At 55.9% G+C, this 16,828-nt stretch carries 15 protein-coding genes; 4 read left to right on the forward strand and 11 right to left on the reverse strand.

Annotated elements, in window-relative coordinates; all coding sequences use genetic code 11:
• Positions 1–35: 35 nt before the first annotated feature.
• The 9 genes from ACR0JR_RS01285 to ACR0JR_RS01325 all read right to left on the reverse strand — a co-directional run bounded on the left by ACR0JR_RS01285 (position 36) and on the right by ACR0JR_RS01325 (position 11,592).
• A complete protein-coding gene (locus ACR0JR_RS01285; RefSeq protein ID WP_480454736.1) occupies positions 36–1,406 on the reverse strand; it encodes a sensor histidine kinase in 1,371 nt (456 codons plus the stop codon).
• The gene (locus ACR0JR_RS01290) at positions 1,399–2,079 is read right to left on the reverse strand and encodes a response regulator transcription factor (protein WP_010439589.1); all 681 of its coding nucleotides are present in this window, start codon (positions 2,077–2,079) and stop codon (positions 1,399–1,401) included. Before ACR0JR_RS01290 ends, ACR0JR_RS01285 begins: the two co-directional genes overlap by 8 nt.
• Before the next feature lie 164 nt (positions 2,080–2,243).
• Positions 2,244–3,680: a Do family serine endopeptidase gene (locus ACR0JR_RS01295; RefSeq protein WP_480454739.1), complete on the reverse strand. Its 1,437-nt coding sequence runs from the start codon at positions 3,678–3,680 to the stop codon at positions 2,244–2,246.
• A 747-nt stretch (positions 3,681–4,427) separates the two neighbouring features.
• Complete coding sequence (locus ACR0JR_RS01300) at positions 4,428–5,042, reverse strand: nucleotidyltransferase family protein (protein WP_480454740.1); 615 nt, start codon at positions 5,040–5,042, stop codon at positions 4,428–4,430.
• A 31-nt stretch (positions 5,043–5,073) separates the two neighbouring features.
• A complete protein-coding gene (locus ACR0JR_RS01305; RefSeq protein ID WP_480454741.1) occupies positions 5,074–7,491 on the reverse strand; it encodes a GcvT family protein in 2,418 nt (805 codons plus the stop codon).
• 105 nt (positions 7,492–7,596) lie between these two features.
• A complete protein-coding gene (locus ACR0JR_RS01310; RefSeq protein ID WP_170778892.1) occupies positions 7,597–8,904 on the reverse strand; it encodes an HlyC/CorC family transporter in 1,308 nt (435 codons plus the stop codon).
• A 63-nt stretch (positions 8,905–8,967) separates the two neighbouring features.
• Positions 8,968–9,924, reverse strand: a complete 957-nt coding sequence (locus ACR0JR_RS01315; protein WP_480454742.1) for a tyrosine recombinase — start codon at positions 9,922–9,924, stop codon at positions 8,968–8,970.
• A 2-nt stretch (positions 9,925–9,926) separates the two neighbouring features.
• Positions 9,927–11,453: a hypothetical protein gene (locus tag ACR0JR_RS01320; protein WP_480454743.1), complete on the reverse strand. Its 1,527-nt coding sequence runs from the start codon at positions 11,451–11,453 to the stop codon at positions 9,927–9,929.
• Positions 11,443–11,592: a hypothetical protein gene (locus ACR0JR_RS01325; RefSeq protein ID WP_010439599.1), complete on the reverse strand. Its 150-nt coding sequence runs from the start codon at positions 11,590–11,592 to the stop codon at positions 11,443–11,445. Before ACR0JR_RS01325 ends, ACR0JR_RS01320 begins: the two co-directional genes overlap by 11 nt.
• A gap of 79 nt (positions 11,593–11,671) precedes the next feature.
• Here ACR0JR_RS01325 and ACR0JR_RS01330 point away from each other — a divergent pair, with 79 nt between their 5' ends.
• Positions 11,672–12,259: a shikimate kinase gene (locus ACR0JR_RS01330; protein ID WP_010439601.1), complete on the forward strand. Its 588-nt coding sequence runs from the start codon at positions 11,672–11,674 to the stop codon at positions 12,257–12,259.
• A complete protein-coding gene (gene aroB, locus ACR0JR_RS01335; protein ID WP_480454744.1) occupies positions 12,259–13,368 on the forward strand; it encodes a 3-dehydroquinate synthase in 1,110 nt (369 codons plus the stop codon). Before ACR0JR_RS01330 ends, aroB begins: the two co-directional genes overlap by 1 nt.
• A gap of 7 nt (positions 13,369–13,375) precedes the next feature.
• On the opposite strand, the gene ACR0JR_RS01340 is transcribed toward aroB, so the two are convergent.
• The gene (locus tag ACR0JR_RS01340) at positions 13,376–14,446 is read right to left on the reverse strand and encodes a site-2 protease family protein (RefSeq protein ID WP_480454745.1); all 1,071 of its coding nucleotides are present in this window, start codon (positions 14,444–14,446) and stop codon (positions 13,376–13,378) included.
• An 18-nt stretch (positions 14,447–14,464) separates the two neighbouring features.
• Entirely contained in the window at positions 14,465–14,950 is a 486-nt protein-coding gene (gene ssb, locus ACR0JR_RS01345; RefSeq protein WP_480454746.1) for a single-stranded DNA-binding protein, read from the reverse strand.
• Positions 14,951–15,157: 207 nt separating this feature from the next.
• Between ssb and ACR0JR_RS01350 the strand changes: the two genes are divergently transcribed.
• Positions 15,158–15,736: a lytic transglycosylase domain-containing protein gene (locus ACR0JR_RS01350; RefSeq protein ID WP_010439608.1), complete on the forward strand. Its 579-nt coding sequence runs from the start codon at positions 15,158–15,160 to the stop codon at positions 15,734–15,736.
• A 131-nt stretch (positions 15,737–15,867) separates the two neighbouring features.
• On the forward strand, positions 15,868–16,794 hold the full coding sequence (locus tag ACR0JR_RS01355; protein WP_480455173.1) for a LuxR C-terminal-related transcriptional regulator: 927 nt from the start codon (positions 15,868–15,870) through the stop codon (positions 16,792–16,794).
• Positions 16,795–16,828 lie beyond the last annotated feature (34 nt).

Consider the following 16,828-nt stretch of genomic DNA (forward strand, 5'->3'; position numbering starts at 1 on the left):
TATTTCACAATGCCTTGCGGCTTGAATTTCAATTATCAAAACTTGCGTGAAAGCCTCAGAGTCGTCTCCAGACCGGGCTTGCGGTTCCGGGCCTGAAAGCTGCCCCCGTGCATATGCGAGATGGCCGCTACAAGTGCGAGACCTAGCCCCGCGTTGCGTTCAGTCCGTGCGGGATCAAGGGTGACGAAGGGCATCTGCAACCGTGACAGATCGTTTTCCGGAACACCGGGGCCACGATCACGGACGCTGAGCAATGCATAATCCTCATCTTCCCGGATTCCGATGGTGATCGCAGTACCGGGAGGCGCATAGCGCATCGCGTTTTCGAGCAGGTTTGACAATGCCTGAGAGAGAAGAGGGCGGTGACCCTGGATCGGTTCGGCGTTACCAACAACTTCAAGTCGGATGTTCTGATCAGAAGCGACAGGTTCATACAGTTCAACCACATCACCGACCAGTTGCGGCAAATTCACCGGCTCGAACTGCTCGCGCCCCAAACCGGCTTCTGCCCGCGAGATCTCGGTCAATTGGCTGAGGACGCGCAACAGATGATCAATTTCCCCAGTCGCACGGGCCAAGTCGATATCACGGTCCTGTTCGCTTTTCCCGGGTTCGGCAAGAGACTCGACGCGCTGACGAAGTCGCGACAGGGGTGAGCGCAGGTCATGGGCGATTGAGTTGGAAGTTGTGCGCAGGTTGCTGATCAGCTCTTCGATGCGATCAAGCATGTTGTTCAAAGTGCCTGCAACTTGGTCGAATTCGTCACCTGTTCCGCGCAAGGGCATGCGCAGGGCCAGATCGCCTGAAACGATATTGTCGGCGGTGTCGGCAATATCCTTTAGCCGCGAGAACACAAGCCGAGTTAGCAACCAACCGGTCAACAGGCTAAGCGCAAGCGCGGTCGCCAGTGCCAGAGCTACCGAGCGAAGAAGAACACGATCAAATTGCTGTCTTGCCAGCGCATCTCGCCCAACCAGCAATCTTTCACCACCCGGCAATCTGATGGAAGCAGCAGAAATCGGAACGTGTTGATCGGTGTCCCCTTTGCGCAACTGCAGGTCGACCCACCCACTGCCCGCTGTGATTCCTTCGGGCCAATGAGATAAATTTCCCGCCAGCTTTGTACCCTGCCGACCGGTTAACAGATACAACGCATCGCGCTCGGCCGCTGTTGGCAATCGCCTCTCGATCGCAGTGATCAAACCGATCATGCCGTGCCGTTCATATTCATCCGCCAATCCGGTGAGCTCAGCCGACACGACCGAGCGCGTTTCGCCCGTAATCGTGCGGTTGGCAGTCACATAGACCATCGCAAGCACCGCCGCTGTTAGCAACGTGCTGAGAACCATACTGGCCAGAACCAGCCGCGTACGTGAATTTTTGAGCGACAGGCGCAGGTTATCCATCCGAAACCATGTAACCGGCCCCTCGGACCGTTTCAATAATCGGGTCGGCCCCGTCTTCATCGAGTTGGCGGCGAAGCTTCGAGATATGCACGTCGACTACATTGGTGTTCGGATCAAAGTGATAATCCCACACGCCTTCTAGCAACATGGTGCGCGAGACGACTCGGTTCTTGCGCCGCAGAAAGAACTCCAGAATCTGAAATTCGCGCGGGGTTAGAGTGATTTCCCGGCCACTGCGCGTGACCTTGCGGGTCAACAAATCCATCTCAAGATCGCGGCAGGCGAGGGAAGGGGTTTCTTCTGACTCTTGTGGACGGCGCAGCAGCGCCTCGATCCGAGCGTGGAGCTCCTGGAACGAAAATGGTTTGACCAAATAGTCGTCAGCCCCAGCACGCAGGCCTTTGACGCGTTCGTCGACCGCGCTCATGGCGGTTAGCATCAGCACAGGTGTTTTTACCCCGGCCGCACGCATTGATTTGATCAGCGACAACCCGTCCAAGCCTGGCAGCATTCGATCCAGCACGACTGCGTCAAATCCGCCATCGGTGGCGTGGTACAACCCTTCGCGGCCGTCTGATGCAACTTCGACAACGTACCCTTCTTCGCCAAACCCTTTGGCAATGAAGTCCCGTGTGTCTTGGTCATCTTCAACGATTAACAGGCGTCTACTCATAATCAGGGCTCCTTCACATCGGGATTTAAACACACATACTGTTTGAAAAAAACATGCCGGGTGCGATGCCGCACCCGGCTGTTCCGGCGGCGCGTGGACAATCCGCGTCGGCCAGAAATAAGCGCACCAGATTTCCCCATCATGTGGCGCGCTTAGGTGTGGGGTCAGACGATTTCGACCGCGACAAATATTTGGTTGCCGCCACGGTTGATAAGAACCAGCGCTGGATCGGTCTTTTCGCTTTCCAGTGCTTCCTTCAGCGCATCCGGCGAAACCGTATCCAGATTGCCTAGCCGGACGATAACATCGCCGCGTTGCAAACCAGCTTTGGCCGCAGGGCTTTCAGGCTGGAGATCGGTGACAACAACGCCATCGACAGATTCCGCGACGCCAACTTCTGCACGGGCGCTTTCAGTCAGAGGAGCCACGATAACGCCAAGTTTGGTGCCTTCGAGCTTGTCTTCCGCTACGCTGTCGGTAGCCGCCGATGCTGCCTGATGTTGGCCGATCGTCAGCTTGATCTGTTCTTCCTTGCCGTTGCGCAGAACTGTCAATGTACTGTCGGTGCCAACCTTGGTGGTTCCAACCAGAACGGGGAGTTCATTACTGGATTCAACGGCTTCGTCGTTGAAGGACAGGATAACATCGCCTTGCTGCAGCACACCATCGGCGGGGCTGCCCGGGACAACATCGGATACCAGGGCGCCGGTAGCGACATCAATTCCCATTGCTGCCGCCAATTCGGGGCTCACATTCTGAATCGAAACACCCAACCAACCGCGGCTGACTTCACCGTCATCCAGCAGATCAGCTGTAATGTGATCGACAATATTGGATGTGACCGCAAAACCCAATCCTACCGAGCCTCCGCTAGGCGAATAGATTGCCGAGTTCACCCCGATTACTTCGCCTTCCATATTAAACAGCGGACCACCCGAGTTACCTTTGTTGATGGCGGCATCAGTCTGGATGAACTCGGCGTACGGACCTTCCGAAATATTGCGGCCCTTCGCAGATACGATGCCAGTCGTAACAGTCGCGTTCAGACCGAACGGGTTGCCGATGGCCACCACATCTTCGCCGACGCGAATTACATCGCTGTCACCCATTTCGACGGCCTGCAAGTCTTCACCGGCATCGATCTTGAGTACGGCAATATCCGTTAGCGGATCAGTGCCTATGACTTCAGCTTGGAACGTACGGTCATCGCTCAGGCGGACAGTCACTTCGGTTGCGTTGTCGACAACGTGGTGATTGGTCACGATGTAACCCGCCTCGTCCAGTACGAATCCAGAGCCCAAACCCTGGCTTGGACCGCGCTGTGGCATGTTGAACTCTTCCGGGCCTCCAAAGCGTTCAAAGAATTCACCAAAGGGGTGACCTTCGAAATTGAAGTCCTGCCCCTGCGCCTGTTTTGGCGTTGCGTCTTGTTTGGCGATGATTGTCACCACCGAGGGTGAAACCGTTTCGACCAGATCAGCCAGCGCCTCGTCTGCCATTGCGGGCAGAACGGTTGTGGCCAGCATTGCCGCGCCCAGTGCGCCAGCCCCCATCCAGCTGGATGTGCTTGGAAGAAGCAGTGAGGATTTCCGGATGCTCATTTTGACTCCTGTCTGTGTTTGGCGGTTGATCCCGCGCATTCAGACAGGAGATGCCCCAGCAACCTTGGGATATCCTGAGAGAAAAATTAAGAAACCTTAATTTCGCCACGTTTCGCCGCTTTAATGACTCTGTTCGAAAGGGCTTAACAGCGAGAATCAGCTTGGGAGAATCGGGGCGAATCGGTGGATTGTTGCCGACGAAGTCAATAATTTCGGAAAAGTATTGAATTGAATCATTTTTGTTAACAAAGAAACGGCGCGTGGGCGGCCCGTCGAATTTCTCCCCTTAAAGTTGTGTCGCGCAATCAATCTAATCTTTGAGTGCGTGTGTAGGTGTCTATGAAATAGGCGCAATGGGAGTATCGATGAACTATTAACGCTGTATTTGTCTCGAGTAGAGCTAAGGAGCTGCAACCACTGGTAGAGTCTTGAGTGTTGTATTGTTGCGCAAAAGCCAAACCGTCTTCGCTCAAATTTACCATTTCTTCCAATTTTACATTGTTTGAACGCATCTGATCGGCGACATTGGTTATGCCCAAGTGAGGGGGGCCTGAGACACTAGGGGGTGTCAAAGGCACATCTCAGTCTCCACAGCGCTGAGCGGCATGTTAACGAGGGGGTCTTGTTTAGGTTCTGCAGCTCAAAGTCGGACAGCCTGATTGGCGATCTGATAGTGCTTTAGAGATTGGTGAAAGTGGTAGTCCTGTTTTTGGGCATGCGGCCCGGTCGAAAACGACCGGGCCGTGTTTATTTCGGGTGAAGCCCAGAAGGTTGGCGGGCTACCCACTCTGACCAATCCTCTGGCGTATCTAGATCCAACAGCGCATTTTGGCTGGGCAGGCGATGAAGGTGAACTGCATCCTTGTGACGCCGTACGACAGATTGCGCGCCACTGTCACCGGTCAGGTCTGTCAGTTCTGCGAAGAGAGAGCGATCAAAGATCACCGGGTGCCCAGGGACGCCCTGGTTGGTCGCACCGCGCCAAATTCGATTGGCAGGATGGGTTTTGACCGATTGCAGGACATTGCGTAGATCTGCAGTCGTAAGATCCGGCAAGTCGGACAAGAGGATCATGACTGCCTTCGCATCGGCTGGGATTGCAGCCATCGCCCCCTTTAGACTGGCATTGATACCTTCCCGTGCGTTCGGGATTTCGACCGGCAGCACATCGAGATCTTTCAACACCGTATAGCGTGGATGAGGCATCGGGGGCAGGGCAACGAAAACAGGACCAACGGCAATCGCTCTTTGCGCGACACGGCGCAGCAGCGGCACGCCACCCACTGGCTGCATCAGCTTATCGGTCCCACCCATACGGCTGGATTGGCCAGCGGCGAGCAGTATGATGGGAATCTCTTTCATCTCGCCACCATGCCGCTAAGGTCAGATTGTGTCATCCCCGCATTCTTGCACCGTCGGCATCAAACAGAGGCGTGGTGATCACACGGGCCGCGCGCATCCTGCCCAGTATCTCAATCGCGACCTCGCAACCTTCGGTTGCTTGTTCGGTTGGCAGGAATCCCATTGCTATCGATTTGCGTGCATAGTGGGAATACCCGCCTGACGTGCAGAAGCCGACAACTGAACCATCAATCCATATCGGTTCATACGCGTTAACATCGGCATCGGCTGCATCGACCTCGAACGCAACCAAACGGCGATTGGTGCCAGCAGCGCGTTCGGCCTCGACAGCTGCGCGGCCAATGAAGTTGCTGTTCTTTGCGAATGAGATGAACCGATCCAGACCGGTTTCCGCGGCGGTATAGTCCGGCGAAAACTCGCGCATCCACGACCCAAAGAACTTGTCCAAACGCAGGCTCATCATCGCACGCATGCCAAATGGTGCGATGCCATGAGGTTGGCCTGCCTGCCATAAGGTCCACCAAAGCTGCCGCTGTGCCATCGGATCACAATAGATCTCATATCCCAGGTCACCGGTATAGCTGACGCGTTGAACGATGCAGTCTGTCATGCCGATGGTCATCTCGCGCACGTCAAGGAACCTAAGTGAACTAACATCATCCCGGGTACAGGCCGACAGGACCTCGGTGGCCTTGGGGCCAGCAATCTGAAAGCCGTTCAGCCGGTCACTGATGTTTTCGATGTTTATGCCTTCGTCCTGATTTTGCAGGAACCAGCGCATGTGAAACGCCTGGCTGCCATATGAGGCCGTGACGCGAAACTCATTTTCGCTCAGACAGGACACGGTGAAATCCCCGATCAATTTGCCATTGGGCGACAACATGGGCGTTAAAGAAACACGACCCGGTTTCGGAATTCGACCTGCCATGATGCGATCCAGCCATGCCCGGGCACCGGCACCTGTGATGCGGTATTTGCCAAAATTGTGAACCTCGTTGATCCCCACTCCTTCGCGTACGGCGCGGACTTCTCGGCCAGTGGCCTCAAAAGCGTTGGAGCGGCGGAAAGAGGGTGTTTCGAAATCTGGTTCATCCCCTTTGGCAAAGTAGTTCGGAACCTCCAACCCGTACTGCTGCCCCCATACGGCACCGAGATCGCTGAAGATGTCATACATCGGCGTGGTTCGGTTTGGGCGTGCGGCAGGCAGCTCTTCGTTCGGATATGCGACGCTGAACCGTTTCTGATAGTTCTCAATCACTTTGGGGCGCGTGTAACCGGGGCTGATCCAGTCGCCGAACCGGGCCACATCCATCGCAAACACATCGCGTTCAGGTTCGCCTTCGATCATCCATTGTGCGAGAGTCAGGCCAACCCCTCCGCCCTGGCTAAAACCGGCCATGACACCGCAGGCCGACCAGTAGTTCCGCACGCCAGGCACAGGCCCGACCAGGGGATTGCCATCGGGGGCAAAAGTAAATGGCCCGTGGATGACCGATTTGACCCCCGCCTCAGCCAGCACAGGGAAGCGCTGGTAGGCAAATTCGATACTGTCGGCGATCTTGTCGAAATCATCAGGCAACAACTCGTGTCCAAATTCCCAAGGGGTTCCGTCAACGGCCCAGGGCTTACAGGGTTGTTCATAAAAACCGATGCACAGCCCGCGCCCTTCCTGCCGCAGATAGCTTTCTCCAGCGGGATCCATCACATGCGGGTGCTCGCCACCCGCGTCAATGATGGCCTCGATCTCAGGAATGGAATCGGTGACCAGATATTGGTGCTCCATCGGATGAAGCGGGAAATAGATACCGGCCATTGCGCCGACCTCGCGCGCCCACAAACCGCCTGCGTTGACGATATGCTCAGCGTTAATGGTGCCCTTGTCGGTCACCACATCCCATGTTCCGTCCGGGCGCTGGTTGGTCTCGCGCACCATGCAATGGGTTTTGATCGTGGCGCCGCCCATACGCGCGGCCTTGGCATAGGCATGGGTGGTGCCCGAAGGGTCTAAATGCCCGTCCAGGGGGTCATAAAGCGCGCCAAGTATACCATCGGTGTTGGTGATCGGAGCGATCCTCCTGATCTCTTCTGGCCCCACAATCTCGGTCTCAAGGCCCATGAACCGGTGTTTGGCACGCTCGGCCAGTAGCATGTCGAAGCGATCCTGATTGTCGGCCAGAGTGACGCCACCCACATGGTGCAGGCCGCAAGACATGCCCGTGATCTCTTCCAGCTCTTTATACAACCGTATGGTATAGCCCTGCAGGGCGGCCATGTTAGTGTCGCCGTTCAGCGTGTGGAATCCACCTGCCGCGTGCCAGGTCGAGCCGCTGGTGAGCTCGGACCGTTCCAGGAGCATCACATCCGACCAGCCAAGTTTGGTCAGATGATAGAGGACCGAACATCCGACGACGCCCCCGCCAATCACTACAACACGGGTGGTGGTTTTCACGATGCATCTCCCTCGGCTTTTGACCGAGCCTGCCGAGGGCTCTGGCGCAATACTATTCCGTTCGCGACACTGCGCGTCGCTTGTCAATTGCGAACGCTGCCGATCTTAAAGAGGTCGCACTTTGAGGGCCGTGATCCGGTTGCCCTCGCGTGCGGTGACTTCGAACCGAAAGCCGTGGAATGAAAACACCTGACCGACGATCGGGATCATCTGTGCTTCGTGAATGACAAGACCAGCCAAAGTATTGGCTTCTTCGTCCGGTAGGGCCCAGTCGAGGGCGCGATTGACGTCGCGGATGGTCATTGCACCTTCGACGAGGAATTGGCCATCATCGGTGCGGGTGACGGGTACTTCTTCGTCGATGTCGAACTCGTCGGCGATCTCACCCACAATTTCTTCCAGAATATCCTCGAGCGTGATCAACCCGCGCAGCGATCCGTACTCATCCACAACAAGCGCGAAATGGCTGTGCATCCTAAGAAACTCGCGCATCTGGTCGTCCAGAGTGGTGGTTTCAGGAACGAAATATGGATCGTTAGCCACCTTTGCGATGTCGAAATTCTTAAGCCGCTCCGGATCGCCATCGGCACCGCCGACTTGGGCGTACATCGCGCGAAACAAGTCCTTGGCATGGACCACACCCACGATGTTTTCCTGTTCCTCCCGGAAAACCGGCAGGCGGGTATGGGGGCTTTCCAGACATTGTTTGAGGATCGCCTCGGGCTCATCATCGGCATCGATCATCTCAATATTCGAGCGATGGAGCATGATCTCTTCCACCGCGCGATCACCAAGATCCAGCGCACCCAGAATACGGTCGCGATCTTCCTTTTCGACGACTCCTTCGGAATGGCCCAGCTGCAGCGCGCCCGCGATTTCTTCCCGCACTGCGAGGATGTTGCTGTCAGGGTCGATCTTTACGCCAAACAAGCGCAGCACTCCGCGCACGAGAAGCCGGACGGCGGCTACGACGGGCGAAAACACCGTCACGACAACACCGATAACAGGCGCGACCCATGCGGCGGCCTTTTCAGCGTTTGTAATAGCGTAGGTCTTGGGCAGCACTTCGGCAAAGATCAACACCAGCAAGGTCATCACCAGCGTCGCCAATGCCACTCCGCTTTCGCCGAATAGCCGCGTAAACAGTGCTGTGGCCAGCGAAGCCGCAAGGATGTTGACAAGGTTATTGCCCAACAGGACCGAGCCGATCAGGCGTTCGTTGTCGTCGGTAATATCCAGCGCCTTCTGCGCCCCGCGTGAACCTTTGTCAGCCTGCGCCCTTAGCTTTCCGCGTGATGACGCAGTCAGGGCGGTTTCCGAGCCAGAGAAAAAGCCCGATAGCACAAGGAGAAGAAGAATGGATCCTGTCGTGATCCAGAATGCACTGTCGAGCAAAGAAGAGGTGGGTTCCATCGGTCCTAGGTTATTCTTGTTGCTGCATCCGTTATGGGGCTGCGACCACGTCGGATCAAGGGGTTAGCCTTGATCTGTGGTGTCATCCTTGGCAAGCGGGTGGTGTTCCAGCACCAGTTCCGACAAGCGTTCATCCAGAACATGAGTATAAATCTCGGTTGTGGCGACATCCGCATGGCCCAGAAGTGTCTGGATCGAGCGTAAATCCGCACCATTGGCCAGCAGATGCGTCGCAAACGCATGGCGCAGTGTGTGCGGGGTGACCTTCTGGGGTGAAACGCCGCCCTCGACGGCCAGTTCTTTGACCAGAAGGAAGAAGCGATGCCGCGTCAAATGCCCTGATTTCCCGCGCGAAGGAAACAGAAAACGCGATGCCTGTGCACCTTTTTTTATCGTTTGCTCTTCAGCCGCATCGCGGACCATGAGCCATCCGCTTAGCGCTTCGCGGGCGGGAGGGGACAGTGGAACCATCCGCTCTTTGCCGCCTTTGCCAAGAACTAACAGCATCCGGGGATCGCCTCTGGCAGAGCTTACCGGCAATGACACAAGTTCAGTAACCCGCATCCCTGTTGCGTAAAGAAGCTCCATCAAACAGGTGTTGCGTATTCTGTCGGCTTCGGACCGACCCGTTCGGCGTGCTGCGGCAAGTAGGCGGTCAACCTCAGGCACATCCAGCGTTTTGGGCAGTCGTTTCGCACGTCCGGGGCCTTTGATCTGGATCGCGGGGTTGCTGTCACGCCATCCCTCCTCGAACGCAAATCGATACAACTGCTTGATCGCAGACAACCGCCGTGCGCGGGTGGCGCGGGACAGGCCCTGCGCATCGCAGTCGATCAAGTAGCCTTCGATCCTGTCTCGGTCAGCCTCGGCAAAGCCAGACTTTCGTCGTACCAGCCAGTCTGAGAAATCCTTAAGGTCGCGTCCGTATGCAAGCAAGGTATTGGTTGCAGCCCCAAGTTCGGCGGCTTGCGCTTCGAGGAAGGTGGAAACCCACAGATCCTGAGACGAGGGTGCGGTCATCCTCAAGCCCCGTTCAGGATCATGAGCTGTAATGCAGCTCGGCGCGCGGTATCTTCGAGCCCGACACGTCGGAACGTGGCAATCGCGGCCGTCAGATCCACCAGATTGCCGCGCGCGCCATGGGCGAACAACTGCATCGTTTCCAGAATGGCCTCGCCCAACTGATCATTGAGCAGCATGGTGTTTATGTCCGAAGGGACAGGCGCAGACCAGGCAAAACCTTGTGAAATGGCATCAGCGAGTGGGGTAGGAGAGGGCGCGCGCTGCGGATCGCCTTGTGCAAGGGCAGACAAAAACTTGTTGGCGTCCGACTCGTCAGGCATCGTGCGTGCCGCGTCTTCATATAGTTCGGACAAAAGCAGAATACGCCAACGGAGGTTTTCTGCAGTCTGATCGGGCAACTTCATCGATGCCAGACGTGGCGCAAACAATTCGGCAAAGGGCACTTCCAGGCCGACCGATTTCATCTGTGCCCAAACAGCTGTTAACGCATTTGAAACTGGCCCCGGCTTGCCAGTTTCGAGCGCGGCTTCGAACTTTTGTATGGCTGAAACACGATCCCATACCGCACCTGAGGCTGCGGGGGAGCGCTCGGTATATAGGCCAAGCAACTGGTTTGGCGTCAGAGCACCAATCCGCGTCAACCGTTCGGCCGCTTCGATCTGAGCTTTCCACCCCGCCACGTCCCGCAAATCAGCGTTTGCAAATGCCCGAGGCAGAGATGCCGTGGGCAGACGTTCGCCAATGGCTTCGAACATTCGGAAGGTGAGAGGATCAGGATCTTCGGGTTGCGGAAGATACTCGGCCCCTTCGAACAATTCCGGGCTGAGAAAGCGATCGAGCAGGGCAAGCTGATCGTCGGGTAAGACCTGCAACGCATGTGCTGCTTCAAGTGTAAGCGCTGCCGAGGCCCAATCCCCTCGGCGCGCCTTACAGAATATCTGAGCGGCGTAGTTCCTTGATAAATTCGGCTGCGCGATAAGGGCTGTGCAGCTTCGATCTTCGTCACCGGTCAGCAACGTGGCATCGAACCAACGTCTAAAGCGGTCTTGCGTATCGGTCGGACCGGCCAGTTGAACCAAGGATTGCACCGGATCGGATGCGCCCAATTGCATAAGACGTTCGAGCCGCGCCATCAGCAATGTGTCTTCCGCCTGCCCACCCGCTGGGGCGCGGGCTTCGGACAAGAGCAACGTAAACAACAATCGTTGCATCGCTGGGTTGGACTTGACCTGTACCTTCGAGATCAAATCCGCGAGCCGATCAGCATCGCTGCTGCGCCACAGGTCCACCGGCAGACCAGTGACTGAAGACGCAACCAACCCCACAGGAGGGGACAGCGCCTCCAACGGGGTGACCTGCACCTCGGGTTGCAGTCCCGTCTGCGTCACAGGGGGTTCCATCAGCACCGTGCCCGGCAGGTTTTCTGGCGGGTCAGTTAGCCAGTCGATGACTGACAATGGCTCTTGCGTTTGCGCCTGTGCGGTTCCGGCCAGAAAAAGCGCCAGTAAGGTGCCTTTAGTCTGCATTCAGGATGACCGGCTCGCGAATTTCATTTTTCGGGGCGGAGAAGTCCGCGCCGAAATACGGCCCGATATAGGCATACCCAACCAGCCCGATGAAACACAGGCAAATGATGTATATCAGGAACTTGATCAAACGGCCCATGGGTGAACGCTGCCTCAATTTTTGCTTTTGGCCAAGTTATAACTAGCATTTTCCCTAAGATCACGTCATTCACGACGAAATGAGCGAAATTAAGCATAACACGGTGCCTTCTGACACAGCGACGCAGTTTCGACTGCACAAAACCGTCGTTTTGGTTGGAATGATGGGGGCAGGCAAAACAGCCGTGGGTCGTGCGCTGGCTGCCCGGCTGGGTGTTCCTTTTCTTGACAGCGATACCGAAATCGAATCGGCAGCCAACATGACCATCCCTGAAATCTTCGCACGGGATGGAGAAGCGTTCTTTCGCAGCAAGGAAAGTCAGATTATCGGGCGGCTTTTAGACGAAGAAAGAGGTATCCTGTCGACAGGTGGTGGTGCGTTTCTTGCCGAAGGTAATCGCAAAATGATCTCGGATCGTGGTGCCTCGGTTTGGTTAAAGGCTGATTTGGATGTGCTGTGGAATCGTGTCAAACACAAGGATACGCGGCCTCTGCTGCGTACAGCGGACCCCTATGCGACGCTGCGCGACTTGTATGAAGCGCGCGTGCCGATCTATGAACAATCTGATCTGGTGGCGGACTCGGATGGTGAGACCGCAATCGAAGATATGGTGGATCGGGTCATCGCCGCCTTGGTGACACGCCCAGATATTTTGGAACGAAATTAATGCATCAAACCGTACATGTAGACTTGGCCGAGCGTTCTTATGATGTTGAAATCGGCCCCGGACTTTTGGCGCAATCCGGGGAACGGATTGCCCCGCTGTTAAAGCGCCCGCGTGTCGCGGTTCTGACCGATGAAACGGTCGCGGGAATGCATCTGGATGCCCTGCGTGATGGATTGGCCTCAGCCGGGATCGAGATGACCGCGCTGGCGCTTCCAGCAGGTGAGGCGACCAAAAGCTGGCCGCATTTTGAGCGCGCGGTGGAATGGTTGCTGGCGGAAAAGGTTGAACGGAACGACATTGTCGTTGCGCTTGGTGGTGGGGTGATCGGCGATCTGGCGGGTTTTGCTGCTGCAGTGATGCGGCGCGGAGTGCGCTTTGTTCAGATACCGACCTCGCTACTGGCGCAGGTCGACAGCTCGGTTGGCGGCAAGACCGGGATCAATGCGCCACAGGGTAAGAACCTGATCGGAGCGTTTCACCAGCCGTCACTGGTGTTGGCCGACACGGACGTGCTGGGCACATTGCAGCCGCGGGACTTTCTGGCCGGATATGGCGAGGTCGTCAAATATGGTCTGTTGGGTGATGCCCAGTTCTTTGAGTGGCTTGAAGATAACGGGCCTCTGTTGGCATCCGGCGACATGGCAGCGCGAGTGCAGGCTGTCACGCGATCGGTTCAGATGAAGGCCGATATCGTGGCACGCGACGAGACCGAGCAGGCCGACCGGGCGTTGCTCAATCTAGGTCATACCTTCTGCCACGCGCTTGAGGCTGCAACGGGATACTCTGATCGATTGCTGCATGGCGAAGGCGTTGCGATCGGGTGCGCGCTGGCGTTTGAAACCTCCTCGCGGTTGGGGCTTTGCCCGCAAGAAGACCCAAGCCGCGTCAGGGCGCATTTGCGCGCCATGGGGATGAAGACCGATCTGGCCGATATCCCGAGTGAATTGCCGGATGCAGAAACGCTGGTTGATCTTATGGCACAGGACAAAAAGGTCATGGACGGTCAGTTACGGTTCATTATGGCACGAGGGATCGGGCAAGCTTTCGTCACACCGGATGTGCCCCGCGAGACGGTGGTTTCTGTACTAAAGGACGCGTTGGAGGTGTGATTGAGGCTTAGCGCCCCTGGATCACCATCAACTCGCCGATATTTTCACGCGTGATATAGCCGACCATGTGCCCCGATTTGGTGCATACGGCAATCGCGGGGGCACCTTTGTGTAAGCCATTCAGGACTTTGTCTAATCCGCTGGTCAGCTCAACCTGCGGAATATTAGGATCCATAATCGAGACCGCCGATTCCGAGCGGGGATGGTCACCCGCCAATGCGGTAAACAGGCGGTCGCGGGTGACAAACCCCATTAGGCCACCATTCTGATCTATAACCGGAAACTCATGCTGGGTTGTGTGAATGACTGCCTGCGCTGCCGTTGCCAGCGTGTCGTCCGGTGACAGAGCTTTGAATTCGGTAATCATGGCATCCCGGGCCATGACACGCCGCGCAACCGAGCGCAGCGCGACGTCCTGATTTTCTGCATTGGCGGCGATGAAAACAAAGACGGCGATCAGAACCAGTATCGGGTTGCCCGAGGTTAGCCCCAGAAATCCAAGCCCAACAGCAACGATCTGACCTCCGAGTGCTGCAATGCGGGTTGCCTTGGCGCGTTCCATTTTCATGCACAGCAAGGCGCGGAAGACGCGTCCTCCATCCATCGGGAAAGCAGGGATCATGTTAAAGGCCGCCAACAGCAGGTTCACATAGGCCAAACGGCTGAGCAGGCCGGTTGCGGCCGAGTCAATCTGGTCGAGTGAACCAAGCTGTATGCTTGCCCCCAAGACAACAAGAATCGCCCAAATCGCGATGTTTACGGCGGGTCCAGCGAGGGCGACCCAGACCTCTTGCATCGGTTTTTCTGGCATTCGCTCAAGGCGCGCCAGCCCGCCAATCGGTAACAGAGTGATGTCAGGGGTACGGATGCCATATCTCCGCGCCATCAGCGCGTGGCCGAACTCATGTGCCACAACACAAGCAAACAAAGCGAGTACGAATACGACATTGTCAATCGCCGCAGGCAAGCCGCCGCTGGAATAGGCCGCAAAACCAACCCAGGCGAGCAGCAAAAAGAAGGTGACATGGACCCTCAGTTCCGAGCCGAGTAATCGGCCAAGTGAGAAGGACCATGCCATATTTAGTCTCCGCTTGGTTTAGAACGGAATCTCGTCATCGTCGATTCCGCCCGACGCAGGGGCTGGTGCGCTAGAGGGGCCGCCATATGGGTCGCCATATCCGCCGCTGGCTTGTCCGCCGCCATAGCCGCCTCCACCGCCGCCGCCTTCACCGCGGGCGTCGAGCATTACCAGCGTCGAGCCGAAGCCCTGCAGCACCACCTCGGTCGAATAACGATCCTGACCGGACTGATCCTGCCACTTACGCGTCTGCAATTGCCCCTCGATGTAAATTTTTGAACCCTTGCGCAGATACTGTTCAGCTACGCGTACAAGTCCTTCGTTGAATATGGCGACCGAGTGCCATTCTGTCCGTTCACGGCGCTCTCCGGTATTGCGGTCCTTCCAGGTTTCCGAAGTGGCAATACGCAGGTTGCATACTTTACCACCGTTTTGAAACGTCCGCACTTCAGGATCGCGGCCCAGATTGCCGACCAGAATGACCTTGTTGACTGAACCCGCCATTTATTCCCTCGTTTTACTCTGACTGGATGGCGCCCGAATCTGGCGCTGTGTTCTGCTGCTGACCCTATACGGGCTGGGACTTGGTTAAAACATGATTGATGCTGCAACGGTGAATGGGAAAATATTAGGCCAACTTTAACCAAGCTTTCATTTCCGGCTGATTTAACTATAATTCGGCTGGTTATTGAGGGTGCAGGATTGGCTTTAATGCGGTTTCTGATCGGTGGTATTTCGGTTTTAGGTGTTTGCCTTGTGTCCTTTTCGGCGCAGGCGGAAACCCTTTCAACAAAGAATCGAAAGGCGCTTTTCCTCAAGCAATCCAAGGTATTGGACGGTCGTGCTGCAAGCCAGTATCGCGATTCAGATCGGCTTAGACCTAAAACTGAGAACGGGAAGTTTGCCAAGCGATACACCGGAAATTATCGGGGCCAATATCTGAATCACGCCCGGAATGCGGCCCGAAAGCATAATGTACCTGAAGAGCTGTTCTTGCGACTTGTCCAACAGGAAAGCGGATGGAACCCACATGCTGAATCGCACAAGGGTGCTTTGGGTCTTGCGCAATTGATGCCACAGACAGCTAGGTTGCTGGGTGTCAATCCGTATGACCCCATCCAAAACCTGGAAGGGGGCGCGCGTTATCTGTCGTGGCAGTATCGCAAGTTCAAATCTTGGCGGCTTGCTTTGGCGGCGTACAATGCTGGCCCCAAAGCGGTCGAAAAGCATGGCGGCATACCACCTTACAAAGAGACCCAAAACTATGTGAAAGTGATCTGGGGCGGCTAAAAACCGGTGCTGCGGCGCAGAGAGGCTGTTTCTTGATCAAGTACAGAGCGCTGCCTTAGTCTGGGTAGATAGCTCTCAGACTTGTGCGGTTTGTAATGATCAAGGATCGACCGGATATACCAGCCGAAACGATGACCAACTGGCAACGCCTGGTTGATCTAGTTTCACAACTCGCGGACGTGCCGGCGACATTGATCATGAAGACTGAAGCACCCGATCATGCGGTCCTGATCACCTCGGATCATCCGGAAAATCCGTACCCTGTCGGCATGAATTTTCGCCTGAATCCCAAGCTTTATTGCCAGGGTGTCCTTGAACGAGACGGCGAATTTGTTGTCGAAGATGCTACTTGCGATCCAGTCTGGAGTGACAATGAGGACATGGAGCACGGCATGTCCTTTTACATCGGTTTTCCGCTGAAATGGCCGGATGGTTCAGTTTTCGGAACCATCTGCGTTCTGGATCGCCATCGCAATCGCCGCGCTTTGCTATTCCGTGAGGGTCTGGCGCAGTTTGCACGTATGGTTGAGTCGGATTTGGCTTTGATTCAAGAGGTTTATCTGCGGCGCGCGCTAGAGGAAAAGCTGAATGAAACACTGGCCCAGTTGGAAAATCGCGTCGAGTTGAGGACACGTGAGTTACAAGAAACCAACACTGCACTTCGGGTATTGCTGACAAGTCTGGACGACGACCGGAAAGAACGCGATCAGGACATTGTTGAACGGGTTCGTTCGATGGTCTTGCCGTATCTGGACAAGTTGCATAGCCAAATGACCGAAGGCGACGCCTCGCAAGTTTATCTGGAACTGGCATTGAGAAATCTGCAAGACATCACCACGATGATTTCTGACAAACTCTCGGATGCGTTTTCGGTTATGACGCCGACGGAAATCGAAATCGCTCAGTTGGTCATGTCCGGTAAAACCACCAAAGATATAGCCCGGGCCATGTCGCGCGAGACATCAACGATTGATTTCCATCGCAATAATATTCGCCGGAAACTGGGACTCGAAGGGCGGGATCAGAACCTCCGCAGCCATCTTTTGTCGATTTCGTGATCTGGGAATATGGGGATTCCCCCCATATTTCCCC

This window comes from Ruegeria sp. AA3 (genome assembly GCF_056542905.1).